A 23,362-nucleotide genomic window follows, 5' to 3' on the forward strand; every position below is an offset into this window, starting at 1 on the left:
GAACATCAAGCTTTATTTTTTCACCCTGATACAAAGCTTGATGGCGGCTGATTTTATCAATGGAGAAATAAACATTGCGCTTTAGCACGCCAGATCTCCACTGTTATATCGAATTGATTTCATCGTCATATGCATTACCTCTGTTACTAACGTAAAACCAATGTAACCCACAATCCAACGAATGAGAAATCATAAGATCAGAAGCTTTAAGCTGAATTTTTATTAAGCATTTATTCTGAATCTCTATTTCCCCTTGTTCATATACTGTACATTTTTAATCCTGACTTTAATTTAAGTGAAACTTGTACAGCACATGCTTATCTTTAAGGTCACCAATCCATTACTTATACATATGGATTTTACAAATCAGAACTTGTGCAGTGTATATAAAATAGGCAGATTCATGTTATGCAGAATTCGATGGAAAACATGAAAATGCCAGTTCCAGCCCAAGCCGTCAGACATAGACTTTTAAATACTTTTTTCTCACGATACTCAGTCTGGTTTAGCTGTATTTTTATTACATTAACGATTAGCTGGTTTCGTATTATCTATGAACCCCAATCTATTCATTATTTTCTTTCAGATCCATTTCTGAATTCTTTATGGCTGATTTCAGGAATCCTTACACTTGTTGGCGTATATGATATCTTGCAAAGCCAACATTCAATTCTAAAAAATTATCCCATCATTGGTCATTTCCGCTTTATTTTCGAAGATTTCCGTCCTGAAATTCGTCAATATTTTATTGAAGCTGATGAAGATGCCCTGCCATTTTCACGCATGCAACGCAGCCTGGTCTACCGGCGGGCAAAGAATGAAAATGCCGATAAACCTTTTGGTTCCATTATTGACGTTTATCAGCAAGACTATCGTTTTATCACTCATTCCATTACCCCATGCAAGCCTGCCGACCCTGAAAGTTTTCGTATTCAAATCGGCAATCACCAATGTCAGCAGCCCTATAGTGCTTCCATTATGAATATCTCTGCCCTGAGTTTTGGCAGTCTCAGTGCCAATGCCATTCGCGCCTTAAACTTAGGGGCGAAAATGGGGAATTTCTACCATGACACCGGTGAAGGCAGCATTAGTCCTTATCATCTGGAAAACGGTGGCGATATTGTCTGGGAACTGGGCAGTGGCTACTTTGGCTGTCGTACTTTGGATGGCCAGTTTGATCCGGAAAAATTTACCCGACAAGCCCAGTTAGCACAAATCAAAATGATTGAAATTAAATTATCGCAAGGGGCAAAACCCGGGCATGGTGGTATTTTACCTAAAAGTAAGATCTCAGCAGAAATTGCCCAGATTCGTGGCGTCAGTCGTGATCATGACTGTGTATCCCCTTCGCAACATTCGACATTTAGCACCCCGATTGAAATGATGCATTTCATTCAGCGACTGCGGGAACTATCTGGCGGTAAACCGGTTGGATTCAAGCTTTGTATTGGTCAGCCGTGGCAATTTATGAGTATTGTTAAAGCCATACTGGAAACCAAAATTGTGCCTGACTTTATTGTGGTCGATGGTTCTGAAGGTGGTAGTGGTGCCGCCCCGATTGAACTAATTGACCACGTGGGTACGCCTTTACGAGAAGGCTTACTGTTTGTGCATAATACGTTGGTTGGTGCAGGCTTACGCAATCAAATTAAAGTAGGTGCCAGTGGTAAAATTATTAGTGCATTTGATATTGCCAGCATCATGGCCATTGGAGCTGACTGGGTAAATTCGGCACGTGGTTTTATGTTCGCTGTCGGTTGTATTCAGGCGCAAAGCTGTCATACCAACCAATGCCCGGTCGGAGTAGCCACCCAAGATCAAGAGCGTCAAATGGCCCTGCATGTTCCAACCAAGGCAGTTCGTGTATTGAATTTTCAAAAGAATACCCTGCGTGCCTTATCCGAAATGATTGCAGCCGCCGGCTTGAAACACCCGGCTGATATTAAAGCCCATCATTTAGCACAACGCATTAACGACCGAGAAATTAAAAACTATAAGCAATTGCACTTCTGGTTAAAAGAAGGCGAATTACTCAGCAGCGAAGCGAAATATAGCGAAAACTTTTATTCTCAGATGTGGCATTTAGCCCACGCAGAGAAATTTTAGACTTTGCATGATCTAAAGAATAAGCTCAGATTTTTAAAAATAAAGAGGTCATATTGACCTCTTTTCTACGTTGATTAAATAGAAAATCAATAATAACCATCTGAACTTTGGGCATGTAAAAATGCCGGAATTAGACCTGTCAATGCTGCACGGATATCAGCGCGTTCATTAATTAACTGATGCGAACCTTCTTCCAGCATCAACAAAGTCTGGAGCCGAAACTTACGACGAATAAACTCAATGTTATAACGCCAGTCCACGGTCTGATCTTGCGCACCTTGCGCCAACCACACAGGAATACGACATGCAGGACGTGCTTCCATCTCTTGCATCCATTTGGACATGGCTAGAATCCAGTCCATGCCCATCATACGAGGCTGTAAAGGATCTTTTAAACGCACAAAGCGTAGAAATTCTGGGTTATGATTATTGCGTCTAAAATGACGTGGTACTTGACGTTTGATGCGGCGAATAATGCCCAAACCCACAGAATTATGCCACCAGGCCGATTTCGCCGGTCGAATCAGTGGAGAGAGTAATAAAACACGTTCCACATATGGGTTTTCACGGCGTTCCGCAAACTCCAACAAATGATGCAGCAAAATGGCACCACCTGTACTTTGTCCAATACCCAACCATGGTTTGGGCAGTTGACTGGCATTTTTAACGTAGTGATAAACGGCGTGCAAAACCTGCTGATAATGATCAAAGTTCTTAATGTTCGCAGGTGAACCATCACTTAGACCATGACCGGGTAAATCATAAGTGATAACACTAAAACCCTGTTCTAGTAATTCGCGAATAATCGGCTGATAAATACCGCTATGTTCCAAATAGCCATGCAATAAAAACACCGTTCCGCGTATTTTATTAAAAGCAATATTGGCTAAATTCGGTTGGAATACCTGTACATGCAACTTAAACAAAGGCATTTGTACATAGCCCTGCCAATGCTCACAATCCAGTAAATGCATACCATATAATTTACGATAAGCCTGAATCTCCACTGAAGGTTGATAAGGCTTATTCAGGTTTAAGGCTTCAAGCAATTGAGGCGTGGTTTCTCGACTCGGAACCGGTAAGTCCAGCTGTTTTAAAATACTGGGATTTAAAAATGGGATATCTGGCATCAAGGCACCTCTCGGCAATCACTGGAACCAAACCAGACATCACGAATCGTGGCTAACATTTCATAATTGGCACGGCGGCTATGATCATAATTTCGTTCACTTGGACGCCAGCGTGTCAGATGTGTCGGCATAGGCGCTTCAACAGGCACAGTTTCAATACCGTTTAATGCAAATAAACGACGCGTACGCGGCATATGATAACGATCGGTAATTAAAATCACCCTTGGTGCTCCACCTTTTTTTTGCAATAACAACGAGCTAAAACGCGAGTTTTCGCAGGTATTCATGCTTCGATCTTCCAGCAATTTCGCATCCACATCATGTTCTTTCAACCAGCGCTGCATATACGGTGCTTCTACACCACTCAGTACGATTGGGAGTTTATATTCTTTTTCGATGACTAAAGTTTTTTCTAAACGCAGCCGTGTGTAGTCATTCACCACAATATCTTTGCCGTTTTTATCCAAAGTGAGTCCACCACCTAATACCACAATGGCATAAGGTTTTGAACTTTGTAGCTGAGGTTGTTCATTCTGTTCGTGAATTAATGCAATATCTTGATAAATGGTTTCATCGACAGGTTCTTGAGCGACCAGTTCCTGTTCAATTTCATGTGTGCGAAGAAATTCTACATATTTTTCCATTAACGCTTTATTTTCAGTACTGTTCAAGTCCAACAAATCTTTGACTGTTTGAGCGGGATCTTCCTGTTCTATCTCTTCATCTACCGGTTTTGCAAGCAAGGGAATACGTGGTTTTTCCTGATCATCATTTTCCTCCTGTTGTGCATCTTCGATCATTTGTTGCAAGGCTTTATAACGTGCCTGAATCACCGTCAAATTCTGCGAATTATGGTTTTGGATCGCTTCTTCCATCAACTTTAAATAGGCTTGTCGAGCAATCCACAATTTGGAACCCGGCTCCAGATTTTCATGTTCGCTCAATGCAGCCATTTGTTGACTTTTCGCAGCCACTTCATTGACTTCAACAGGAACAAAACTATTCAGGGCTTTCACCACCCAGCCTGAATAAAATGGCGAATAAATCAAAACCATGAAACAGCCGAAAAGAACAAATAACACTGATGCTATTTGTACCAATCGGACCATCCAATGCGATTTCGCCATAATTTTCTTATTCCAAATGTGAACGAATTAAACCGGCTTCATCAAACAGTACCGGTTCAGGTTCTAATAAAATATTAAATTTTTGCTGCACATCGTGTTGTACAGCATGATAAGTGGCCTTCACGTCAGCCAAAGTTGCCTGGTCATAATTCACCAAAACCAGGGCTTGTTTATGGAACATACCCACCATACCTAGCTGCTTACCTTTCCAACCCGATTGATCAATCAACCAACCTGCTGCAATTTTAACGCCACCTTTCGCTTGAGGGTAATGGGGCAAATTCGGAAATGATAGTGCTAAATGGTCATAAAGCTGTTCTGAAATCACCGGATTTTTAAAGAAACTTCCCACATTGGGATATTCTTTTGGATCGGGCAACTTGCTTTGACGAATTTGAATCACTTGCTTTTGCAGGTTTTTAGCTGTTTGCTCATCACCTACTGCTTGCTTTAGATCGCCATAATTCAACATTAGATTCGCGTGCTTAAGCAATTTAAAAGTCACATGAGTAATCACAAAACGATTGGGATCATCTTTAAAAATACTATGTCTATATGAAAAATCACAGTCTGCAGCCAGAATAGTACTGAATTTTTCTAATTGGCGATCATAAACTTGAACAGATTCAATAAACTCGCCTGCTTCAACACCATAAGCCCCGATATTTTGTACTGGAGATGCACCGACCAAACCGGGAATTAAGGCAAGATTTTGTAGACCATACAAATGTTGTGCTGTAGTCCACAAAACGAAGTAATGCCAGATTTGCCCTGCACCCACACGAACAGTCTTGCTGTGTTCATCTTCAGCAAGATATTCAATACCCTGAATATCCATATGCAGCACAAGCGCATGAATATGTTCAGGCAATAACATATTGCTACCACCAGACAAAATCAGAACATTTAACTGTTGCTGCTTGGCATAATTTAAGGCATCCACCAATTCTTGTTGAGATTGAACTTTAATATAATGCGATGCAGTCACATCAAGACTTAAGGTATTAAAAGGCTTAAGTTGAATTTGTGTTTGAATATTCATGTGCTTAAACCTTTATTTCACATCGATCTGTTGTTTGAACTATTGTTTTGAAAATATTGACCCACGCCAAACTACTCGATTCACACTGATCGAGTACACGCTCAAAACCCTCTACACCGCCATAATATGGGTCTGGTAAAGCTTGTTTGAGATAAGTTTGATCGTATTCACTCATCAATGCAATTTTTGCCCGAATCTGACCTGTTCCATATTCTATATGTGCTTGATCTAAAAGAGCTTGAATATTAGATAAATTTTCATGATCCATCGCCAAAATCAGATCAAATTCAATAAAATCTTGAGACTTTAACTGGCGCGCACGCAAGGCTGATAAATCATAACCACGCTTTAAAGCATGTTTCTGGCTACGTTCATCGGGCGCTTTTCCGGGATGATAATTACTGGTTCCCGCTGAATCAATCACAACATTGAGTTGATGTTCATCACAAAAATGTCTAAGCACAACTTCTGCCGTGGGAGAGCGACAAATATTTCCTAAACACACACATAACACCTTATATGGCGTTTTGGATGACATAACAACCTCGATAACTGCTTTATTTTCAGGTGTCTTATGTTAAGTTATTTATGGGATGAATCCTATAGAACGCTAAAACAATAATCTTGAATTTGATATCAAAAAGGATGCAATAGATGAGCCATTTTCAATTCCTGACCGTCTCGAATATTATTTCAGGGCTCGGCTCGATCTATGAGTTAAAGCAATTGTTGCAACAACAACCTTATAAAAAGCTGTTGCTGGTCACAGATGCTGGAATGATTAAGCAACAATTACACTTACCGATTATTGAAATACTTGAAACTATTCAACTTGATTATGTCATTTATTCTAGCGTTCAAGCAGACCCCCCCGAACATATTGTTCTAGAAGCGGTTCAATTCGCAAAAAATGAAAAAATCGATATCGTCTTAGGTTTTGGTGGCGGAAGTTCTTTGGATGTCGCGAAAGTGATCGCCATTTTGGCACATCCTGAGCAACATCAGACTTTGCAAGATTTATACGGCGTAAATAATGTTAAAAATCCACGACTGCCGTTATTTTTAGTTCCCACTACGGCAGGTACCGGTTCTGAAGTCACTCCTATCTCTATCGTCACCACCGGTGAAACCACAAAAACCGGCATTGTCTCTCCGGTTTTATTTGCAGATGTAGCCATTTTAGATGCTACATTTACCCAAAACTTGCCTGCACATATCACGGCTGCTACCGGCATAGATGCGATGGTGCATGCGATTGAAGCCTATACCTCAAAAATAAAAAAGAATCCTTACGCAGACATGTTGGCCAAACAGGCATTACGATTACTCAATAAAAACTTAAGCCTGGTCTTGGCGGATGGACAGAATTTAGAAGCACGTCAAAATATGCTGGTCGGCTCAATGCTTGCCGGTCAAGCTTTTGCCAATGCTCCCGTTGCTGCGGTGCATGCACTGGCTTATCCCTTAGGTGGGCATTTCCATATTTCACATGGTCATAGCAACGCCTTGGTCTTGACTGAAGTTTTAAAATTTAATGCGCCCAAGGCAAAGCAACTCTATGCTGAATTGATGTGCTGGTTGGATCCAAAAAGTACTGGCAGTACAGACGGTTTATGCGATTTATTTATTGATCATATGCAAAATCATCTCGATAAAAGCGGTTTGATTTTAAAATTGAAAGATTTAAATGTTCCGGAAAATAAGCTTGAGCAATTAGCCAATGATGCCATGTTGCAAACCAGAATTTTACAAAATAATCCGCGTGAACTCCAGTTGCAGGATGCCCGACAAATTTATCAAGCTATTTATGCATAATTTGTTTTTGTTTATCTTCATATCATTTTTAAGCGATTTTTTATTGCAATAAAAAACAATATCGCAAGGTGATTTACTTTCCTGTAAATGACCTTGCTTTTACACGCTTGCATTCATTTATTTTTAACAGTACAACTGAATATAAATGACCTCTAGAAAATAAAATTACAATGAAGCAAATACCAAAACAGCGCGCTGATTTTTCATACTTCTTACCCATTCAAACGCGATGGTCAGATAATGATATCTATGGTCACATCAACAATGTCACCTATTACAGTTATTTTGATACCGCAGCCAATGCTTTATTGATTGAAAAGGCAGGCTTTGATATTCGATATTCCCCAGTGATTGGATTGGTCGTCGATTCAGCCTGCAGTTTTTTTCAGGAACTTTCTTATCCTGAAATTATCGAGGTCGGTGTGGTGATTTCCAAACTTGGTAATTCATCCATGCAATACGATTTAGCGATCTTTAAACCGTTCCATGATGTCGCCTCTGCACAAGGTCATTTCGTGCATGTCTTTGTGGATCGCCAGACACGAAAAAGCACCCCGATTCCAAGCGAAATGCGGGATGCTTTATCTGAATACTGTGTGAATGGATAAACTTATTTGAGCTGGATATTCTGTATTTCACCATCAAAGTTTTGCAGAATATCCTTCACTGCTGTTTCTGCATGAAGTAGCTCTGAAGCACGTGCATAGGCTTTTTCTTTACGTTGATTTTGCATGCTATATGGCGTGATTGCTTCAACTTCAGCATATTTGACCTGAAAATGCGTATTCGGCCATTCATTTTTTAATGCTTGCTCTAAGGTGTGTTGTAACTGATTTAACAACTGTTCATATTGTGGTGGAATATGAAATAACGATTCCCCATCAATCTGCCCGGTCATCACACCTTGTTGTGCCAATTCCTGCACAGCAGGCGTTAAAGTGCTATTTCTAAACCAGTATTCCCACTTATCTACGGTCCAATCACCTTCAAGCTGTTGAGGCGTTAGTCTTAAGATATCTTGTGGCATTAAGCTTGAATTTTGAGCTGATACAGTTTCAACCGCAACTCGCTTTTCTTCAAGACTCGGTTGTTCGAATTCCAGAATCGGCTCATTGACGATCTTGGCTGCTGCAACTTCAGATACCGACTCAATTGGCATCTGTTCTTGGCTTAAGAATAAATCTTCCTCTTGAACAGCTACAGCAATGTTATCTTGAGGCTTTGCAGTTTCAGCTTCTACCACATCATTTAACGGGGCAATTTCATCAAATAAGAAATCATCACTGCTTGCTTCTACTTGATCTGCGTTATCTGCTACAAGATTAACATCATCATTCAATTCATCTAAATCAAACAATGCATCTTCTGATGCAGGATCAAATACAATTTGATCTGAGTTTGCTGTTGAATTTGGCTCTGTAACATCAAGCATCGGTTCATCCAAGAAATCATCCGAAGATGGTTCATGAATCTGCGCACTTACTACGGATTGAATTTCAACAACTGGTGCTGCTGGTTCTTGATATTCTTCAACGTATGGTTGTGCATTTTGTACAAGTGCTTGAACAGCGACCTGTGCCGCTTGTTGCTGAACCTGTTGTGGTGCTGATACCAAAACTTCATTCGGTTGTAATGGACGGAACGCGAGTAAGCGTAACACGCACATTTCAAAACCTTGTTCTTGTGTCACGGCAAGTTGTAAATCTGCACGACCCTTGCATGCCACCTGATAATACAATTGTAAATCTTGTGCTGAAATCAGTTGCGACAATTGCATGATTTTTTTATTAATTTCAGCACTATATTTCAGGCTTAAATCTGGTAAATATTGCAGTAAAGCCAATTCATGCAAAGTGGAAATCAACTGATCTAAAACCAGTGAAACATCTAAAGCCTGTTGTCTAAATTGCATCAACAATTCGCTAACACGTTGCTTTTGATTTTGATGAATGGCTAAAACCAGATCATAAATAATGGTTCGGTCAATCAAGCCGAGCATTTCTTTGACATCTTGATGCTGGATTGCGCCCTGACCATAAGCAATCGCTTGATCGGTTAAAGACAGTGCATCACGGAGTGAACCTTGTGCAGATTCAGCAATTTGCCAGATTGCATCTTGTTCTGCCTGAATCTCTTCTTTCTGTAAAATATGCGTCAGATGTTCAGTAATTTCATCCACAGCAAGTGGACGCAATGTAAATTGCAAACAACGAGAAATGACGGTAATTGGAAGCTTTTGTGGATCGGTGGTCGCAAAAAGGAATTTGACGTGTTCAGGCGGTTCTTCTAATGTTTTCAGTAACGCATTGAATGAATGCGTAGAAAGCATATGCACTTCATCGATTAAGTAAACCTTAAAACGACCCTGCGTTGGCGCATACGGAACGTTATCGAGCAGTTCACGTGTATCTTCAACTTTGGTCCGTGATGCAGCATCAATTTCAATTAAATCGATAAAGCGACCTTCATTGACGGCTTTACAGGTTGCACACACTTCACACGGTGTAGAGGTTACACCCGTTTCACAGTTCAAGCACTTTGCCAAAATACGGGCAATCGTAGTTTTACCGACCCCACGTGTGCCAGTAAATAAATACGCATGGTGTAAACGACCACGTTCTAAGGCACTGGTGAGTGCTCGTGACACATGGTTTTGCCCAACCAATTCAATAAAATTACGTGGACGATATTTACGCGCAAGTACTTGATACATGTATGCTCCTTTTTACAGGTCTAAGCATACTGTTTTTTTGAGTAAGAGTGAATGAACAATCTGCAAAAGCGTTCAATCAAATGCGAGATAAGTAGAACTATTTTTTCGATTTTGCCATAACTTAAAGAAAATGGATTAAACCTTCTTTTCTAAAATAAAATCATCTTCCGCGTTATAAATCTTCCCCGTTTGATCTTCCAGAATTTCAAGCAGTTGCTGATCTAAATCCACATAGATTAAATTCCGTGTCTTGACCTGCATCAATTCAAGCTTTCTCTGATCAGGATTACTAAACCGGAAATGTCCTGTATAGATTTCCCGCTTATCATTTCCACTTAAACTTTCACGTTTTAAAGTATAGCTCTTGTCCTGATTGAGCACTAAATCTACAGCCATGCCCGGACATTCTTCGCAACGTGAAATACAGCTCATACACGGCGTGGTACCTTGATATTTCCCGACCCATTTCGCCACTGTCACTTTCTGCTCTTCAACAGTGTCGGTTTGCTTATTATTTTCGTTACTCACTTGTGTAGAGTCCTGACAACCCAACAAAACAGAAGAAGCAATTAAGGGAATAAGAATCGGCTTTTTCATCAGGACAACCCAATGTAGAGATTTTGGTGTGGGGAAAATATCACACTTTTTAACGAATTTATGCCTGCAGAATATGCGCGTTTACATTTCTAAATGATATGCCGTCTAAAACCAGCCCTTACGCCCTTTTAATGCTGCATCTGCACAACGTAAGGTTTCTTGGGTTAAACCCCACAGACGATAATCACCCGTGATCGAAGCTGTAGCAAAATTATGGGTATAGGCGAAACTTAAATTACGCTCAGGGTCACACCATGCGCCAGAACCATTAAAACCCATATGGCCAAAACCTTGTGATTTTTTCCCTAAAGTTAAAACCCGGTGATAGCCCAAACGCCAATGCATCGGTAGCGGCATAATACGGTCGCGCTTGGTATATTGAACTGTACTTAAATTTTTAAAGATATCTGGGCGAATCAATTGCTGACCGTTCCACTCACCACCATCCGCAAGCATGGCATAAATTTTTGCCAGACTATTCGCGGTGAAAACTCCATTTGCAGCCGGAATCACCGCTTTTAAACCTTCATCACTAAAAAAACTAAATTTTTTCATCCCTTTGGGAATCATGGCATCTTGGAAATCTTGCGGGTTTTGTCCTGACCATTCAGCAACCTTATCGAATACTGAAGCTTTCTTTTTTTTCGGTTTTGCTTGTAATGAAGGCTTTGGATCTGTTTTTAATTTTGCCAATGGTCTTGCAACTCGAGCTAATTCAGATTCAGCAACGCCAAAGTACGCACCATCTAATTGCAGTGGCTGAACAAGATACTGTTGCATTAAATCTGACAAAGATTTTCCTGTCGCCTTTTCAAGCACACCACCCACTTGCCAGCCAAAAGTTAAGGGTTGATAAGCTGCATCTATACCTATTTCAAAGCGTGGTTTGGCCTTGGCAATGACATCGAGCATATGATTCCAGTCAGCCATCTCCGATGCATCAGCAATATGATTACGAATGTCATATAAGCCACTTTGATGGCTCAATATATGCCTTAAAGTAATTTGCTTTTTACCATTCTGTGCAAATTCAGGCCAATACAGTGCAACGGGTGTATCGTAATCTAAGAAACCTTCGCTCACTAAAATATGAGCCAGTGTCGCAAGTACACCTTTACCCGTGGAATAGCACACTGACAGAGTATTGGATTGCCAGTTTTCAGTTTCTGATTTTTTACCTGTGTAAATATCAACGACTTTCTGCCCCTGGAAATAAACGACTAAAGCCGCCCCACCTTGTTCAGCACGCGCATCCTGCATACGGCTAAATTGTTTGGCGAGGTCTTTAAAGCGCTTATCTACCTGTCCCTGATAATTTTCTGTATTGGCGAAGATATATTCTTTTATTTTGTTCATTAAACTGTGCTTTCCCTAAACCAGTCGTTATTTACCCAGAGCTTAAAACAAAAAAGCCTAAATCAGCAGTGAGTTAGGCTTTGCTCTTATAGTGCTTTAATACTACCCGAGACATGCGGTTTTTGGTTTTTTGTATTTCGAATCAGGAATTCGATATCCTTACCTTTATTTGCGGTTAAAAACTCAACTTTTGAAGGTAAATACATCGGCAACTTAAACCATACATCCGCTTCATAGCTGTCTGGAAGCGTTAAGCTTGCCAATGCTTTGGCTTTGCTCCACATGCCATGGGCAATGGCTTGTTTAAAACCAAAAGCTTTTGCAGTAATGGCATGAATGTGAATCAAGTTAAAGTCCCCCGAAGTCAAAGCATAACGGCGACCGGTATTTTCCGATACATTCCACTCTGCTTGCATTTCATAGGCAGGTGCTTTTGATTCAGCCACTTTAGCTGCAACTTTACCATTGGTTTTTTGGCGTGCAAGATAAGTCGTTGTACCTTCCATCACCACTTCATTACCCACCTTTGCAGTGGTAATAAAGTCAAACTGGACGCCTTTGTCATGTGCTTGTAATTCCCCGAACTTGCAAGACAACATCAGCTGTTCATTTACCCCAACTTTACGGGTTTGCTTAATCTGGTTACGAATATGTACCAGACCTAAAATCGCAAATGGAAACGCTTCTTGCGTCATCATGTGCATTTGCAAGCTTTGAGACAGCACCGCTAAATAAATCGCAGGAATATAACCGTTATTTTTAAAGCCACAGACTTCATTATAAGCTTTAAGATGTTTTTGATCGACCTTGAATGAATCCACCACATATTCAACTTGCGGTAGTACTTTTTCACCCTTCGGCTTTTTAAAAATCAAGCCTTGAATCACTTTCGGATAGGCTAAATAAGGTTTTGGAAGTTGACTAAAATGGCGAGTATTCATACTGAACCTTTGGAAGTTTTTATTTCAATATTTTGAAAGCTCCTTCTCCCTCAGGGAGAAGGTTGGGATGAGGGGTGAATTCCATCCCATTTATAATACAAATAATCTTACCTCTCCCTAGCCCTCTCCTTAAAGGAGAGGGAAAATTCAAGGCTTTTGAGGTTAAGCACCCAACAAGCTTTGACCACACACACGAACTACGTTGCCATTTAAACCTGTAGAAGCAGAAGATGCAAATAATGCAATGGTTTCAGCAACATCGACAGGTAAACCACCTTGGCTCATCGAGTTCATACGGCGGCCTGCTTCACGAATGGCAAATGGAATTGCAGCTGTCATTTGAGTTTCAATAAAACCAGGTGCAACGGCATTAATGGTTACACCATTTTTCAATAACGGTGCTGTGAATTTCACCACACCAATTACACCTGCTTTAGAAGCGGCATAGTTGGTTTGACCCAAGTTACCCGCAATACCTGAAATTGAAGATACACACACAATACGACCATTCGCATTGAAGCCATCATTTTCAAGCAGGTAATCATTAACACGTTCAATTGCAGACAAGTTAATGTTGATGACCAAATCCCAAAGCTCAGGCTTCATATTGGCCAAAGTTTTGTCACGGGTAATCCCTGCGTTATGCACAATAATATCCAGACCGCCTTGAGCAGCTGCAGCAGCCTTAATTTTTTCACCGGCATCCGCAGCAGTGATGTCAATCGCTAAAGTTGAACCACCAATTGCAGCAGCAACACGGTCTAGATCCGCTTGTTGTTGTGGAACGTCTAAACAAATGACATGCGCGCCATCACGTGAAAGAACGTGAGCAATTGCCTCACCAATACCACGACTCGCACCCGTTACAACAGCAGTCTTGCCAGCAAGAGGTTTGGTCCAGTCTACATCTACAACATCTGCTTTAGAAACGCGGATGACTTGACCAGACACATACGCAGAACGTGGAGATAATGCAAAACGAACTGTAGATTCCAAGTTTGCTTCAGCACCTTCATCTACATAGACAAGTTGTGCAGCGATGCCCTTTTTGAATTCTTTACCGACAGATTTCACAAAACCTTCAAGTGCACGTTGTGCAATGGCTTGTTTTACTGTTTTTGCAGTTTCAGGTGTAATACCGACAACCACAACACGACCAGAAGTCTGGATTTGACGCGCAATCGGATTAAAGAAGTTATAAAGCTCTTTGAGTTGTTCAGAATTTTGAATACCAGATGCATCAAAAATCACTGCTTTAAACTTAGATTCTTTGTCACCTTCATTAAATGCGCTCAGGTTTAAACCTGTTTTTGCAGCGGCCTGTTGTAATTCAGTATTGTTACCTGCATAGCTATTGGCATGAATGTTTGCAAGAATTTGTGCAATTGAACCCGATAAAGTTGAAGATGGCGCGGCACCAAATAGAACTGCCCCCTTAACCACCGGAGTTGCCGACTCAAAACGATCTAAAAAAATCGGTGATGGCAAACCTAAATTTTTGATGACAAATTTACCAATAGGAGATTTTGCGAATGTTTGGTATTGGTCAGTCATGTTTATTATCTCTCATACAAATTAATTTTTGATGGATTTAAAGATATCCTTTTAACTTCAATATGATGTCTAGAGTCTTATATTTCAATACATCCATCAGTTTCCATAGAATCATACTTGAGTTAAACAATGGATGTCTTGACCTGAATGCTTTGTGTAATGTCATTGTAGTCAATTCAGCTGTTTTTAGATTGTGTTAATGTACACCCCAAGAATACTGTAAAATGCTTGGAAAAGCCTTATGAGCAACACAACTCAAGAAAATCCAACAGTTGAAAATTCTGCTACGGAAACTGTGTCAATTACATCAAAAAGTACCGCACGTACAACTAAAAGTTCTGGCACTGCCACAAAGTCAGCAAGCAATACGACCAAGACGACTCGACCTCGTTCAACGTCGCCGCGTAGTAAAAGTACTGCTTCCACTACAAAAAAATCTGAATCTACAATTCAAACCGCTGTTCAACAGGATAAATCCATGAGTCAAAACACTGTTCGCCGCGTTGCTATTATCGGTGGTAACCGTATTCCTTTCGCTCGTTCAAACGGCGCTTATTTCACTGCTTCTAACTCAGACATGTTTACAGCAGTATTGAATGGTCTGGTTGAACGTTTCAACCTACAAGGCCAACGCCTAGGCGAAGTGGTTGCAGGTGCCGTTTTAAAACACAGCCGTGACTTTAACATGACTCGTGAATGTGTGTTAAACACTGAACTTGCTCCAGAAACACCTGCTTACGATATTCAGCAAGCCTGTGGTACGGGTTTACAAGCTGCATTCTTGGTTGCCAATAAAATTGCCTTGGGTCAAATTGAAGTCGGTGTTGCTGGTGGTGTAGATACCACTTCGGATGCGCCAATCGCATTCGGTGACGGCTTACGTAAAGCTTTACTTGAATTGAACATTGCAAAAACAGCTAAAGACCGTTTAAAAGCTTTAACTAAAATCAACCTGAAAGATTTAATGGATGCACCTAAAAATGGTGAGCCACGTACAGGTCTTTCTATGGGTGACCATCAAGCGATCACTGCACTTGAATGGGGTATTTCTCGTGAAGCGCAAGACGAACTTGCTGCATCTTCACACCAAAAAATGGCGGCTGCTTACGAAGAAGGTTTCTTCGATGACCTCATCACACCATTCTTAGGTTTAGAGCGCGACAATAACTTACGTCCTGATTCAACTGCAGAAAAACTGGCAAAATTAAAGCCTGCATTTGGTAAAGGCGATGCACGCACGATGACTGCGGGTAACTCTACTCCGCTGACTGACGGTGCGTCATGTGTACTATTAGCTTCTGAAGAATGGGCTAAAGAAAATGGTCACGAAGTTCTTGCTTACCTAACATTCCAAGAAACTGCTGCAGTAGATTTCGTTGAGAAAAAAGAAGGCTTATTGATGGCTCCGGCTTATGCAGTTCCACGTATGCTTGAACGCGCAGGTCTTAAACTTCAAGACTTCGACTACTATGAAATCCATGAAGCATTTGCATCTCAAGTGCTTTCTACTTTGAAAGCTTGGGAAGATCCAAAATTCTGTAAAGAACGTTTAGGGCTGGATGCACCACTCGGTTCAATTGACCGTTCTAAACTGAATGTTAAAGGTTCATCTTTAGCAGCTGGTCACCCATTTGCAGCAACGGGCGGACGTATTATCGCCACTGCAGCAAAACTGCTAAATCAGAAAGGTTCAGGTCGTGTGCTTGTTTCGATCTGTGCTGCTGGCGGTCAAGGTGTGACAGCGATTATTGAAAAATAATCGAGTGAACGGATAAAAAAAGCACCTCAATTGAGGTGCTTTTTTTATGCTTCAAATTTAATTTTTATTAATCGGATTATTTTTAAAGTATTCATCGACTTTATTCCATGGTGCACTGGTTGCTACACCTTTGACCATATTCTGGTTCACACCTTGGCACAGCTCAGTATCAGGGGTCAAATGGAAAGCATTCACATTCGGATCCATATACGGTAATGAACCAGGACGACGTTGGAAATAGAAGTTTAGCCAATCAACCATTGGCTCAAAACCATAGCCTGCCATTGCCCAAGCACTGTTATGCCCACCCCAACGATGACCAAACTCATGTGCAATAATACGGAAGCCAGATAGACGATAATGACCATAGAAGAGCCATGTATCAACTCCGAGTACTTTCCATCCACCGAGTCCACCACCCATATTAGTCACACCCAAGTTCACTTCATCACGATTGAGAATATCTTGATATACACGGGCATAATCTTCAGCTTTATAGAAGCCATTCGGACCATCCACTTTCCCTGCATTACCAAAGAAATCATGACCCATCACAGCTTTGTGGTTAAACCATAAAGTTTCGAATTCAGACGTACTCAGCATATACGCTAAATTGGTCATCATGATGACCCATTCACGTGCATATACTGGTGTTATACGGCACCATTTACCGGGTTCATCATACGTTCCAAAGTAAATTTTCCATTTTGCCTTAATCGAATTAAGCTTTTGTACATGTGTATCCGTTTCTGAATGAATACGAATATCGTCAAATAAATCAGCTGGCATTTCTACAAATTGGTTTAACCCTTCAAGCTGGACCGAACCTTGACCATCAACTCGATTAAATCGGGTATTGGCATTCATTTGGAGTGGCAATTCAGTCTTAGAAAATGGCTTCAAACTATCTAACTCGACAAGGTTCACCCAAATATTGCTTTGACGTAGTTTCGCTTGAATTTGTAAATTTCTGACAGGTACAGCACTGTAACTTTGTAAACGTAATTTATTTCGATCCAATTGTGCAGACAGAATCTTGTCCATAAAGACATGACGTTCAGCCACATTGGTCAACGTCGACCAACTTTCACCATCTTGTAAAACGCGTGTCTGAGTCATTGCTTGTGTTTCTAACAGACGATTTGGCGTTGCCGTTTCACTATATAGTTTTTGTTTCACACGACGTAGCGGCAACACTGTGATACTGTTCGTCCCAAGTGTATACAGCTCATCACCATATACAATCAGATCGTTAGATAAAGCGAGCGCTTGTAATTGACTTTGTCCTTTTAAGCGGAATTGTGCCGCTGAATCAACAACATTACTTGGTAGCACAGTTGTTGCAGCTTGAATATCTTGTTGCTTAAAGCTTTGAATACGACCCGAAGGTTGGGCAGCATACACCAGTCCTTCTTGTGCTGAATTCACAATCACGGTAGCAATACTATTTTGAGTCTTATTCGGTTCAATCAGAGTTATTGAATCAGATGCCGCTACAATTTTATCAATATCATAAACATAGCTATTAGCTACATTGGTTGAAGCATATAACTGATTACCAATGACTTCTAAACGTGCCACACAACCTTTCATACAAGTCGGCAAACTCAAACGGCTGATTTTTTTGGCACTAAGGTCATTTACACCCTTTACATCCTCTTGTTTCCACACGTTGATACGGTTTTGTTGATCTGCAACAAAAACATAATCTTTATTCGCAGTAACGCCCATTGGGTAAGTGATGGCATAAGAGGATTGGTCACCATTCGATGAACCTGTCCCTAAAGACATGACCAATTCAGCCACTGCACCATTTAAATTAAACACATCGACACGCTGGCCAGTACCTGTTGCCACATAAAGTCGATTTTGCTCAATATAGATATCTGTTAAGTCTGTCCATACAACCTTTCGTCCTAACGCATTGGTTGCACTCAAAGTAATCGAAGATAAAGCGCGTTTATTTTTGAGGTCATAACGCAAAATTTGTGGTGTTGGATGATAATCACTAATGTATAAAATATCGTTATGCTGAACTAAAGCCCGTGGACTCCAAGAGCTTAATGAAAAAGTGGCTGCGGTAAGTTCAGACGCAACATCGGCAATACGAACCGTACTTAATATATTTTCTTCTGCTACTACTGGTTGATCTATTGGTAGTTGTACAGATTCTTCAGGATGAATAACCCCTGTATCTGATAATTGTTGATCTGAATCCCCTCCACCACCACAAGCTGTCATTAAAAATGCTACAGACAGCGACAAAATGGCTAATTTAAGCTGCACAACTCATCCCCTAAATTTAAAAAATCAAAATAAAAATAAATTAAAAATCAATTTCTTATAACTTGTTTTTGTAGTTTGAACCAGCACAATGATTGAGGACTCAATCAAGTCCTCAATCATTACTAATTAACCATTCACATTATTTTTATAATAGCTTTAACTAGGTTTGATTAATTTTTAATCATTTAAATTTTAATTTTTCGATCATCAGGCATTCACACGTACACCCAATTGCATTTCGATATGGTCATAACACCACTGAAAAATAAAGGTATACACCAAAATACACATGGTCATACTGAAATCGAGCAGAATGGCCTGCCAAATACTCATTTCCATAGCATAGGCAACCATTGGAATAGTGGCTAACATCAGGCCACCTTCAAAACCGATCGCATGCAGAATACGCACACCCACCGTTCTTTTTAAATGCCGCTTGGCTTCAAACTTTTCAAAGAAATGGTTAAAGGTCATATTCCAGAATACTGAAGTTACCGCCATCACAATACCGAGTATGCCAGTCACTTCCATCGGCATATCAAAAATAAAGCTCAAGGCAATCGCAATGATGACCAACAGGATGATCTCATAACTCAGCGCATGGACAATCCTTCTTTTGGAAATCAACATTTTAATACTCATTAATTTAGGTGAAGGCATTTTATTTTGATATTATTGATTAATCGAATTAGATTCTTTCAAAAGTTTTGATAGATGAATATTAACCAAGAACAACTGATTATTTTTAAAACTGTGATTGAAACCGGTTCATTTTCTGCTGCCGCGAGAAAGCTGGGGAAAGTCCCGTCTGCGGTCAGTATGTCGATTGCCAATTTAGAAATAGATCTGAATTTATCACTATTCCAACGTGTGGGACGTGAGCCTGTTCCAACCCCACAAGCACTCACCTTATATGAAAAAACCGAACAACTCTTAATCGAAATCAATCAGTGGAAACAGCACGCTTTTGCTTTAAGTGAAGGCTTGGAATCGAGTTTGAACATTGTGGTGGTCTCCGAGCTGTTACACACTCACTGGACCGACTATATTTCACTGATCGAAAAGCAATTCCCGGAACTGCAAATCAATATTTTTTCAGCACCGCAAGAAGATGCTTTAAAGATGCTGCTCAATCAGACGGCTCAATTGGCATTGATGTTTGAACGGGAACAATTGGAAAGTCGTGAACAGTTTGTCGAACTTAAACGTGAAGCCTTGGTGCCAGTAGCCGCAATTAATTCCCCTATAGCTGCATTTGAACAAGTCAGCTATGAGCAAATTTTGCAAAGTCGGCAAATTGTGGTGGCCAGTCGTGACCGCACTATTAAGCCTGAATTGTTATTTTCAAAAAAATATTGGCGCACGGACAACAATCATTCTGCCTGTTCCATGATTATCGAAGGTTTGGGTTGGGGGGTTTTACCTTTGGAAATGTTAAATCAAAATCCACATATTAAGCAGCAACTTAAAATTCTTAACTTTTTAGATTTCAGTCCTAAATTTGAATATTTTGTCGATTTGGTCTGGAGTCGTGAAAGTCAACTGGGGGCAGCTGCTCGTTTTTTGATTAATCACATCCGAAATTCGCGGAAAAACACAAAATAGACAGGCCTTATACATGCTTTTTACTTGGGTTAAAAGCAGATTGTGATATAACAAATATAGGGAAATAACTTTAAGAACTAGACCAATGACTCAATCAGCCTTAAACCAATTAAAAAGCCTCACTACGATTGTTGCCGACAGTAGCGACCTTTCCGCTATTGAAAAATTCCGTCCCTTGGATGCAACAACCAACCCATCACTGATTACCGCTGCCGCAAATCTGCCTGAAAATAAGCAACTGATTGAAGATGCATTTGAACAAGCCAAGTCTGAAGGTTATAGCGGTGATCTTTTAGTTGAACGTACCATTGACATTCTGACGGTTAAATTTGGCGTTGAAATTTTAAAATTGATCGAAGGTCGTGTTTCGACTGAAGTCGATGCTGCCCTTTCTTATGATACCGATGCCACGATTGCCAAAGCCAAAGAATTACTGGCTTTGTATAAAAATTATGGTATCGATCAAAATCGTATCCTGATTAAAATCGCTTCAACATGGGAAGGCATTCAGGCAGCAAAAGCATTAGAAGCGGAAGGTATTCACTGTAATCTGACTCTATTGTTTGGTTTGCATCAGGCTCAAGCCTGTGCTGATGCCAATGTGACCCTGATCTCACCATTTGTCGGTCGTATTTTAGATTGGTACAAGAAAGCTGAAAATGTAGATCACTACCCGATTGATAAAGATCCGGGTGTACTTTCAGTGAAGCAAATTTACCATTTCTACAAACAACACTGTATTAAAACGGAAATTATGGGTGCAAGCTTCCGTAGTATTGACCAAGTCCTAGGATTGGCTGGCTGTGACCTACTTACAGTTTCGCCAAACCTTTTGGCAGAGCTTGAACAAGATCAACGTGAAGTGGTTGCCCAGCTTTCAACCAATCATGCACAAGCCCATTGCCAGCGTATGGTTACACCGTTAACTAAGGAAACGTTTAAAGAGCAAATTGAACATGACTTGATGTCTTCGCAACTTTTACAGAGCGGGATCGATGGCTTTATTAAGGCCCGCGAACAATTAAGTACATTACTTCGCCAATCTTTTGGCTTAGATGCTGAAATACAAGCTTAAAATAGCAATATTGCACCATCAAAAATCCGATTTTGTTATAGTGAACAAGTCGGCTTTTTTGATTGTTTGAGAGTGTATTTATTGTGTTCGGCATCACCGATCTTACCACCTATATTATTGGTACAACCTTAATTGTGTTATTGCCGGGACCCAATTCTTTATACGTGATGTCCATCGCTTCACGTTTTGGCATTAAAGCCGGTTATAAAAGTGCATTCGGTGTTTATACCGGTGACATTGTTTTAATTTTACTCACAGCCCTGGGTGCTGCTTCATTACTGCATGCTTTTCCTTGGTTATTTACCTTACTGAAAATTATTGGTGCATTTTATCTGAGCTATTTAGGAATAAAATTGCTCATTGCGGCTTATCACACATGGAATTCCGCACACTCACAGAAAGAAATCGCTACAGTTGAAAAAAATATTGAGCAACTCCATCCCTTTAAAACCGCGTTAACCATTAGCATTTTAAATCCTAAAGCGATTCTGTTTTATTTATCCTTCTTCGTACAATTTGTAGATCCGGCTTACCCCTATCCTGCAATTACCTTTGCTGCGCTTACGCTGGTATTACAGATCATTAGTATGAGTTATTTAACTGTACTGATTTTTTCAGGTGCAAAACTCGCGACATATTTTACTCACCGTTATAAAATGACTGCATCCTGTGTTGCTGCTGTTGGAATTTTGTTTTGCGGTTTCGGGCTTAAGCTTGCGACAACGACTTTGTAAATTTCGAGTCATGTTAAATAATTAAATCCATAACAACGCTATTTATTATTTCAATTATGCCTTTGCGCTTAAAAATGAAAGGCGTATGATTATTACGCTTTTCCACCATTATAAAATGATCACCGCAAAGGATTTATGCAAAAACTTCTCCAAGACTTTTCTGTCCCTGCTGTATTTGCAGGTTTCATTACCTTTCTGATTGGTATTAGTGTTTCTGCGGTTTTAGTCATTCAAGCTGCACAAATATTGGGGGCTACTCCAGAGCAAATCACCTCCTGGTTTTGGGCCTTAGGTTTGGGGATTGGGATATCGGGTTTAGTTTTATCGTGGAAGTTTAAATATCCCGTTGCGACGTCTTGGTCTACTGCTGGGCTGGCACTCATTTTAGCGACGGGTAGCGGCTATAGCTTATACGAAGCCATTGGGGCATTTTTCATTAGTGGGCTACTCACCGCTATTTTAGGTTTTTCAGGTATCTTTCAGAAAGTTTTGTCCTATATTCCACAAAGCTTGACCAGTGCCATGCTTGCTGGTGTATTACTCAAATTTGGCATCGCACTTTTTGCCAGTATGCAAAATGATTGGGAGTTTATTCTTTCACTTTTAGCCATTTACATTTTATCTAAACGACTGTCACCACGTTATAGCATCGTAATTACGGTGATCGCTGGACTGGCCCTTTGTCCAATGTTTATGGAGTTTCATACTCCAGTTTTACAATGGAGCGTAGCGAAGCCTGTATGGATCACGCCTGAATTTACCTGGTCGGCTATTTTAGGTTTAGCCCTGCCTTTATTTGTGATTAATATGGCATCTCAATATTTACCCGGAATTGCCATGATCAAAAGCTATGGCTATCAACCGCATGTGAATCAGCTTATTGGCTGGACTGGGATTGCTCAAACATTGCTTGCCCCTTTTGGTTGCTACAGCGTCAATATTGCGGCTATTAGTGCTGCAGTCAGTTTAGATGATCAAGTGCATCCCGATCCTCAAAAACGTTATATTGCAGGAATGAGCTGTGGCTTTTTTTATATTGTAATGGGTATTTTCGCGGCAACCTTAACCAGTTTACTGATGTCATTTCCGCCTATTTTTATTGTGGCCCTTGCAGGAATTGCTTTATTTGGCACCATCAGTCATAACATCGCCATCGCCTTTCAAGATGTCAGTGAACGAGAAGCTGCTTTAATGACCTTCTTGTTCAGTGCTTCAGGAATACAGTTTTTCGGGATTGGTTCAGCATTTTGGGGATTATTATTTGGTTTTGCAGTGTCTATCATTTTGAAGTTTAGAACACAACCATCATTCAAATAACTTAGGTTTTTACTATTTAGGTTTTTACTCCTTATATCCCTAGCTTGGGATATAAGCATATTTCATCTATTTTTATTTTCCCTAAGGAATGATCTTAATCCCTTGAGATAATAAATAAAAAGAAATGATATAAAAGACGAAAACCAAAAGGCTTGGACCCAATTGAGTAAGACCTTCAGATTTAACCCAAAAAGTATGTATTCAA

20 protein-coding genes are annotated in these 23,362 nt (G+C 40.3%); 8 read left to right on the forward strand and 12 right to left on the reverse strand.

All coding sequences use genetic code 11. From position 1 onward, the window contains the following. Window positions 1-435: 435 nt before the first annotated feature. Complete coding sequence (locus B9T23_RS01480; RefSeq protein WP_086192849.1) at window positions 436-2,106, forward strand: FMN-binding glutamate synthase family protein; 1,671 nt, start codon at window positions 436-438, stop codon at window positions 2,104-2,106. Between the two features lie 86 nt (window positions 2,107-2,192). Here B9T23_RS01480 and B9T23_RS01485 read toward each other — a convergent pair whose 3' ends face one another. From B9T23_RS01485 to B9T23_RS01500, 4 genes are read right to left on the reverse strand one after another with little or no spacing between them, the layout of a single operon-like run. Beyond that, a complete protein-coding gene (locus B9T23_RS01485; protein WP_067726148.1) occupies window positions 2,193-3,236 on the reverse strand; it encodes an alpha/beta hydrolase in 1,044 nt (347 codons plus the stop codon). Further along, entirely contained in the window at window positions 3,236-4,363 is a 1,128-nt protein-coding gene (locus tag B9T23_RS01490) for an ElyC/SanA/YdcF family protein (protein ID WP_086192673.1), read from the reverse strand. Before B9T23_RS01490 ends, B9T23_RS01485 begins: the two co-directional genes overlap by 1 nt. 7 nt (window positions 4,364-4,370) lie before the next feature. Next, a complete protein-coding gene (gene murB / locus B9T23_RS01495) occupies window positions 4,371-5,405 on the reverse strand; it encodes a UDP-N-acetylmuramate dehydrogenase (protein WP_086192676.1) in 1,035 nt (344 codons plus the stop codon). Window positions 5,406-5,409: 4 nt separating this feature from the next. Beyond that, complete coding sequence (locus tag B9T23_RS01500; RefSeq protein WP_086192679.1) at window positions 5,410-5,943, reverse strand: low molecular weight protein-tyrosine-phosphatase; 534 nt, start codon at window positions 5,941-5,943, stop codon at window positions 5,410-5,412. A 116-nt stretch (window positions 5,944-6,059) separates the two neighbouring features. Here B9T23_RS01500 and B9T23_RS01505 point away from each other — a divergent pair, with 116 nt between their 5' ends. Both B9T23_RS01505 and B9T23_RS01510 read left to right on the forward strand, forming a co-directional pair. Then, window positions 6,060-7,220, forward strand: a complete 1,161-nt coding sequence (locus B9T23_RS01505; protein ID WP_086192682.1) for an iron-containing alcohol dehydrogenase — start codon at window positions 6,060-6,062, stop codon at window positions 7,218-7,220. Window positions 7,221-7,390: 170 nt separating this feature from the next. Then, entirely contained in the window at window positions 7,391-7,828 is a 438-nt protein-coding gene (locus B9T23_RS01510) for an acyl-CoA thioesterase (RefSeq protein WP_086192685.1), read from the forward strand. A gap of 2 nt (window positions 7,829-7,830) precedes the next feature. Here the strand turns inward: B9T23_RS01510 and dnaX are convergent, their stop codons facing one another. From dnaX to B9T23_RS01535, 5 genes are all read right to left on the reverse strand, one after another. Continuing rightward, window positions 7,831-9,933, reverse strand: coding sequence for a DNA polymerase III subunit gamma/tau (dnaX, locus tag B9T23_RS01515; RefSeq protein WP_086192688.1), 2,103 nt, complete (start codon window positions 9,931-9,933; stop codon window positions 7,831-7,833). Between the two features lie 135 nt (window positions 9,934-10,068). Continuing rightward, window positions 10,069-10,530: a copper resistance protein NlpE N-terminal domain-containing protein gene (locus B9T23_RS01520; RefSeq protein ID WP_086192690.1), complete on the reverse strand. Its 462-nt coding sequence runs from the start codon at window positions 10,528-10,530 to the stop codon at window positions 10,069-10,071. Between the two features lie 105 nt (window positions 10,531-10,635). Further along, window positions 10,636-11,886: a serine hydrolase domain-containing protein gene (locus B9T23_RS01525; RefSeq protein ID WP_086192693.1), complete on the reverse strand. Its 1,251-nt coding sequence runs from the start codon at window positions 11,884-11,886 to the stop codon at window positions 10,636-10,638. Window positions 11,887-11,972: 86 nt separating this feature from the next. Then, window positions 11,973-12,827, reverse strand: a complete 855-nt coding sequence (locus B9T23_RS01530) for a MaoC family dehydratase (RefSeq protein ID WP_086192695.1) — start codon at window positions 12,825-12,827, stop codon at window positions 11,973-11,975. A 162-nt stretch (window positions 12,828-12,989) separates the two neighbouring features. After that, window positions 12,990-14,381, reverse strand: coding sequence for a 3-oxoacyl-ACP reductase (locus tag B9T23_RS01535; protein ID WP_086192696.1), 1,392 nt, complete (start codon window positions 14,379-14,381; stop codon window positions 12,990-12,992). Window positions 14,382-14,622: 241 nt separating this feature from the next. On the opposite strand from B9T23_RS01535, the gene B9T23_RS01540 reads away from it, so the two are divergent. Continuing rightward, window positions 14,623-16,140, forward strand: a complete 1,518-nt coding sequence (locus B9T23_RS01540) for an acetyl-CoA C-acetyltransferase (RefSeq protein ID WP_086192697.1) — start codon at window positions 14,623-14,625, stop codon at window positions 16,138-16,140. A 57-nt stretch (window positions 16,141-16,197) separates the two neighbouring features. Here the strand turns inward: B9T23_RS01540 and B9T23_RS01545 are convergent, their stop codons facing one another. Both B9T23_RS01545 and aceI read right to left on the reverse strand, forming a co-directional pair. Further along, window positions 16,198-18,426 carry an NHL repeat-containing protein gene (locus B9T23_RS01545; protein WP_086192698.1) on the reverse strand — a complete coding sequence of 743 codons (2,229 nt, stop codon included), beginning with the start codon at window positions 18,424-18,426 and terminating at the stop codon, window positions 16,198-16,200. A gap of 207 nt (window positions 18,427-18,633) precedes the next feature. Next, on the reverse strand, window positions 18,634-19,056 hold the full coding sequence (gene aceI / locus B9T23_RS01550; protein WP_086192699.1) for a chlorhexidine efflux PACE transporter AceI: 423 nt from the start codon (window positions 19,054-19,056) through the stop codon (window positions 18,634-18,636). An 84-nt stretch (window positions 19,057-19,140) separates the two neighbouring features. Between aceI and aceR the strand changes: the two genes are divergently transcribed. The 4 genes from aceR to B9T23_RS01570 all read left to right on the forward strand — a co-directional run bounded on the left by aceR (window position 19,141) and on the right by B9T23_RS01570 (window position 23,157). Next, complete coding sequence (gene aceR, locus B9T23_RS01555) at window positions 19,141-20,031, forward strand: HTH-type transcriptional regulator AceR (RefSeq protein WP_086192700.1); 891 nt, start codon at window positions 19,141-19,143, stop codon at window positions 20,029-20,031. Window positions 20,032-20,116: 85 nt separating this feature from the next. After that, complete coding sequence (tal, locus tag B9T23_RS01560; RefSeq protein WP_067726117.1) at window positions 20,117-21,106, forward strand: transaldolase; 990 nt, start codon at window positions 20,117-20,119, stop codon at window positions 21,104-21,106. An 83-nt stretch (window positions 21,107-21,189) separates the two neighbouring features. Beyond that, window positions 21,190-21,840: a leucine efflux protein LeuE gene (gene leuE / locus B9T23_RS01565; RefSeq protein WP_086192701.1), complete on the forward strand. Its 651-nt coding sequence runs from the start codon at window positions 21,190-21,192 to the stop codon at window positions 21,838-21,840. A 135-nt stretch (window positions 21,841-21,975) separates the two neighbouring features. Next, window positions 21,976-23,157 (forward strand): benzoate/H(+) symporter BenE family transporter, encoded by a 1,182-nt coding sequence (locus B9T23_RS01570; RefSeq protein WP_086192702.1) that lies wholly within the window; start codon window positions 21,976-21,978, stop codon window positions 23,155-23,157. Window positions 23,158-23,238: 81 nt separating this feature from the next. Here the strand turns inward: B9T23_RS01570 and B9T23_RS01575 are convergent, their stop codons facing one another. Beyond that, window positions 23,239-23,358 (reverse strand): SMR family transporter, encoded by a 120-nt coding sequence (locus B9T23_RS01575; RefSeq protein ID WP_143222494.1) that lies wholly within the window; start codon window positions 23,356-23,358, stop codon window positions 23,239-23,241. Window positions 23,359-23,362: the final 4 nt, after the last annotated feature.

The organism is Acinetobacter terrae (genome assembly GCF_002135195.1).
Taxonomy (GTDB): domain Bacteria; phylum Pseudomonadota; class Gammaproteobacteria; order Pseudomonadales; family Moraxellaceae; genus Acinetobacter; species Acinetobacter terrae.

Bases quoted from the DNA above. Each gene is read 5' to 3' on its own strand.
- B9T23_RS01480 (WP_086192849.1), top strand. From the start codon at position 436: ATGCCAGTTCCAGCCCAAGCCGTCAGACATAGACTTTTAAATACTTTT.
- B9T23_RS01485 (WP_067726148.1), bottom strand. From the start codon at position 3,236: ATGCCAGATATCCCATTTTTAAATCCCAGTATTTTAAAACAGCTGGAC.
- B9T23_RS01490 (WP_086192673.1), bottom strand. From the start codon at position 4,363: ATGGCGAAATCGCATTGGATGGTCCGATTGGTACAAATAGCATCAGTG.
- murB (WP_086192676.1), bottom strand. From the start codon at position 5,405: ATGAATATTCAAACACAAATTCAACTTAAGCCTTTTAATACCTTAAGT.
- B9T23_RS01500 (WP_086192679.1), bottom strand. From the start codon at position 5,943: ATGTCATCCAAAACGCCATATAAGGTGTTATGTGTGTGTTTAGGAAAT.
- B9T23_RS01505 (WP_086192682.1), top strand. From the start codon at position 6,060: ATGAGCCATTTTCAATTCCTGACCGTCTCGAATATTATTTCAGGGCTC.
- B9T23_RS01510 (WP_086192685.1), top strand. From the start codon at position 7,391: ATGAAGCAAATACCAAAACAGCGCGCTGATTTTTCATACTTCTTACCC.
- dnaX (WP_086192688.1), bottom strand. From the start codon at position 9,933: ATGTATCAAGTACTTGCGCGTAAATATCGTCCACGTAATTTTATTGAA.
- B9T23_RS01520 (WP_086192690.1), bottom strand. From the start codon at position 10,530: ATGAAAAAGCCGATTCTTATTCCCTTAATTGCTTCTTCTGTTTTGTTG.
- B9T23_RS01525 (WP_086192693.1), bottom strand. From the start codon at position 11,886: ATGAACAAAATAAAAGAATATATCTTCGCCAATACAGAAAATTATCAG.
- B9T23_RS01530 (WP_086192695.1), bottom strand. From the start codon at position 12,827: ATGAATACTCGCCATTTTAGTCAACTTCCAAAACCTTATTTAGCCTAT.
- B9T23_RS01535 (WP_086192696.1), bottom strand. From the start codon at position 14,381: ATGACTGACCAATACCAAACATTCGCAAAATCTCCTATTGGTAAATTT.
- B9T23_RS01540 (WP_086192697.1), top strand. From the start codon at position 14,623: ATGAGCAACACAACTCAAGAAAATCCAACAGTTGAAAATTCTGCTACG.
- aceI (WP_086192699.1), bottom strand. From the start codon at position 19,056: ATGTTGATTTCCAAAAGAAGGATTGTCCATGCGCTGAGTTATGAGATC.
- aceR (WP_086192700.1), top strand. From the start codon at position 19,141: ATGAATATTAACCAAGAACAACTGATTATTTTTAAAACTGTGATTGAA.
- tal (WP_067726117.1), top strand. From the start codon at position 20,117: ATGACTCAATCAGCCTTAAACCAATTAAAAAGCCTCACTACGATTGTT.
- B9T23_RS01570 (WP_086192702.1), top strand. From the start codon at position 21,976: ATGCAAAAACTTCTCCAAGACTTTTCTGTCCCTGCTGTATTTGCAGGT.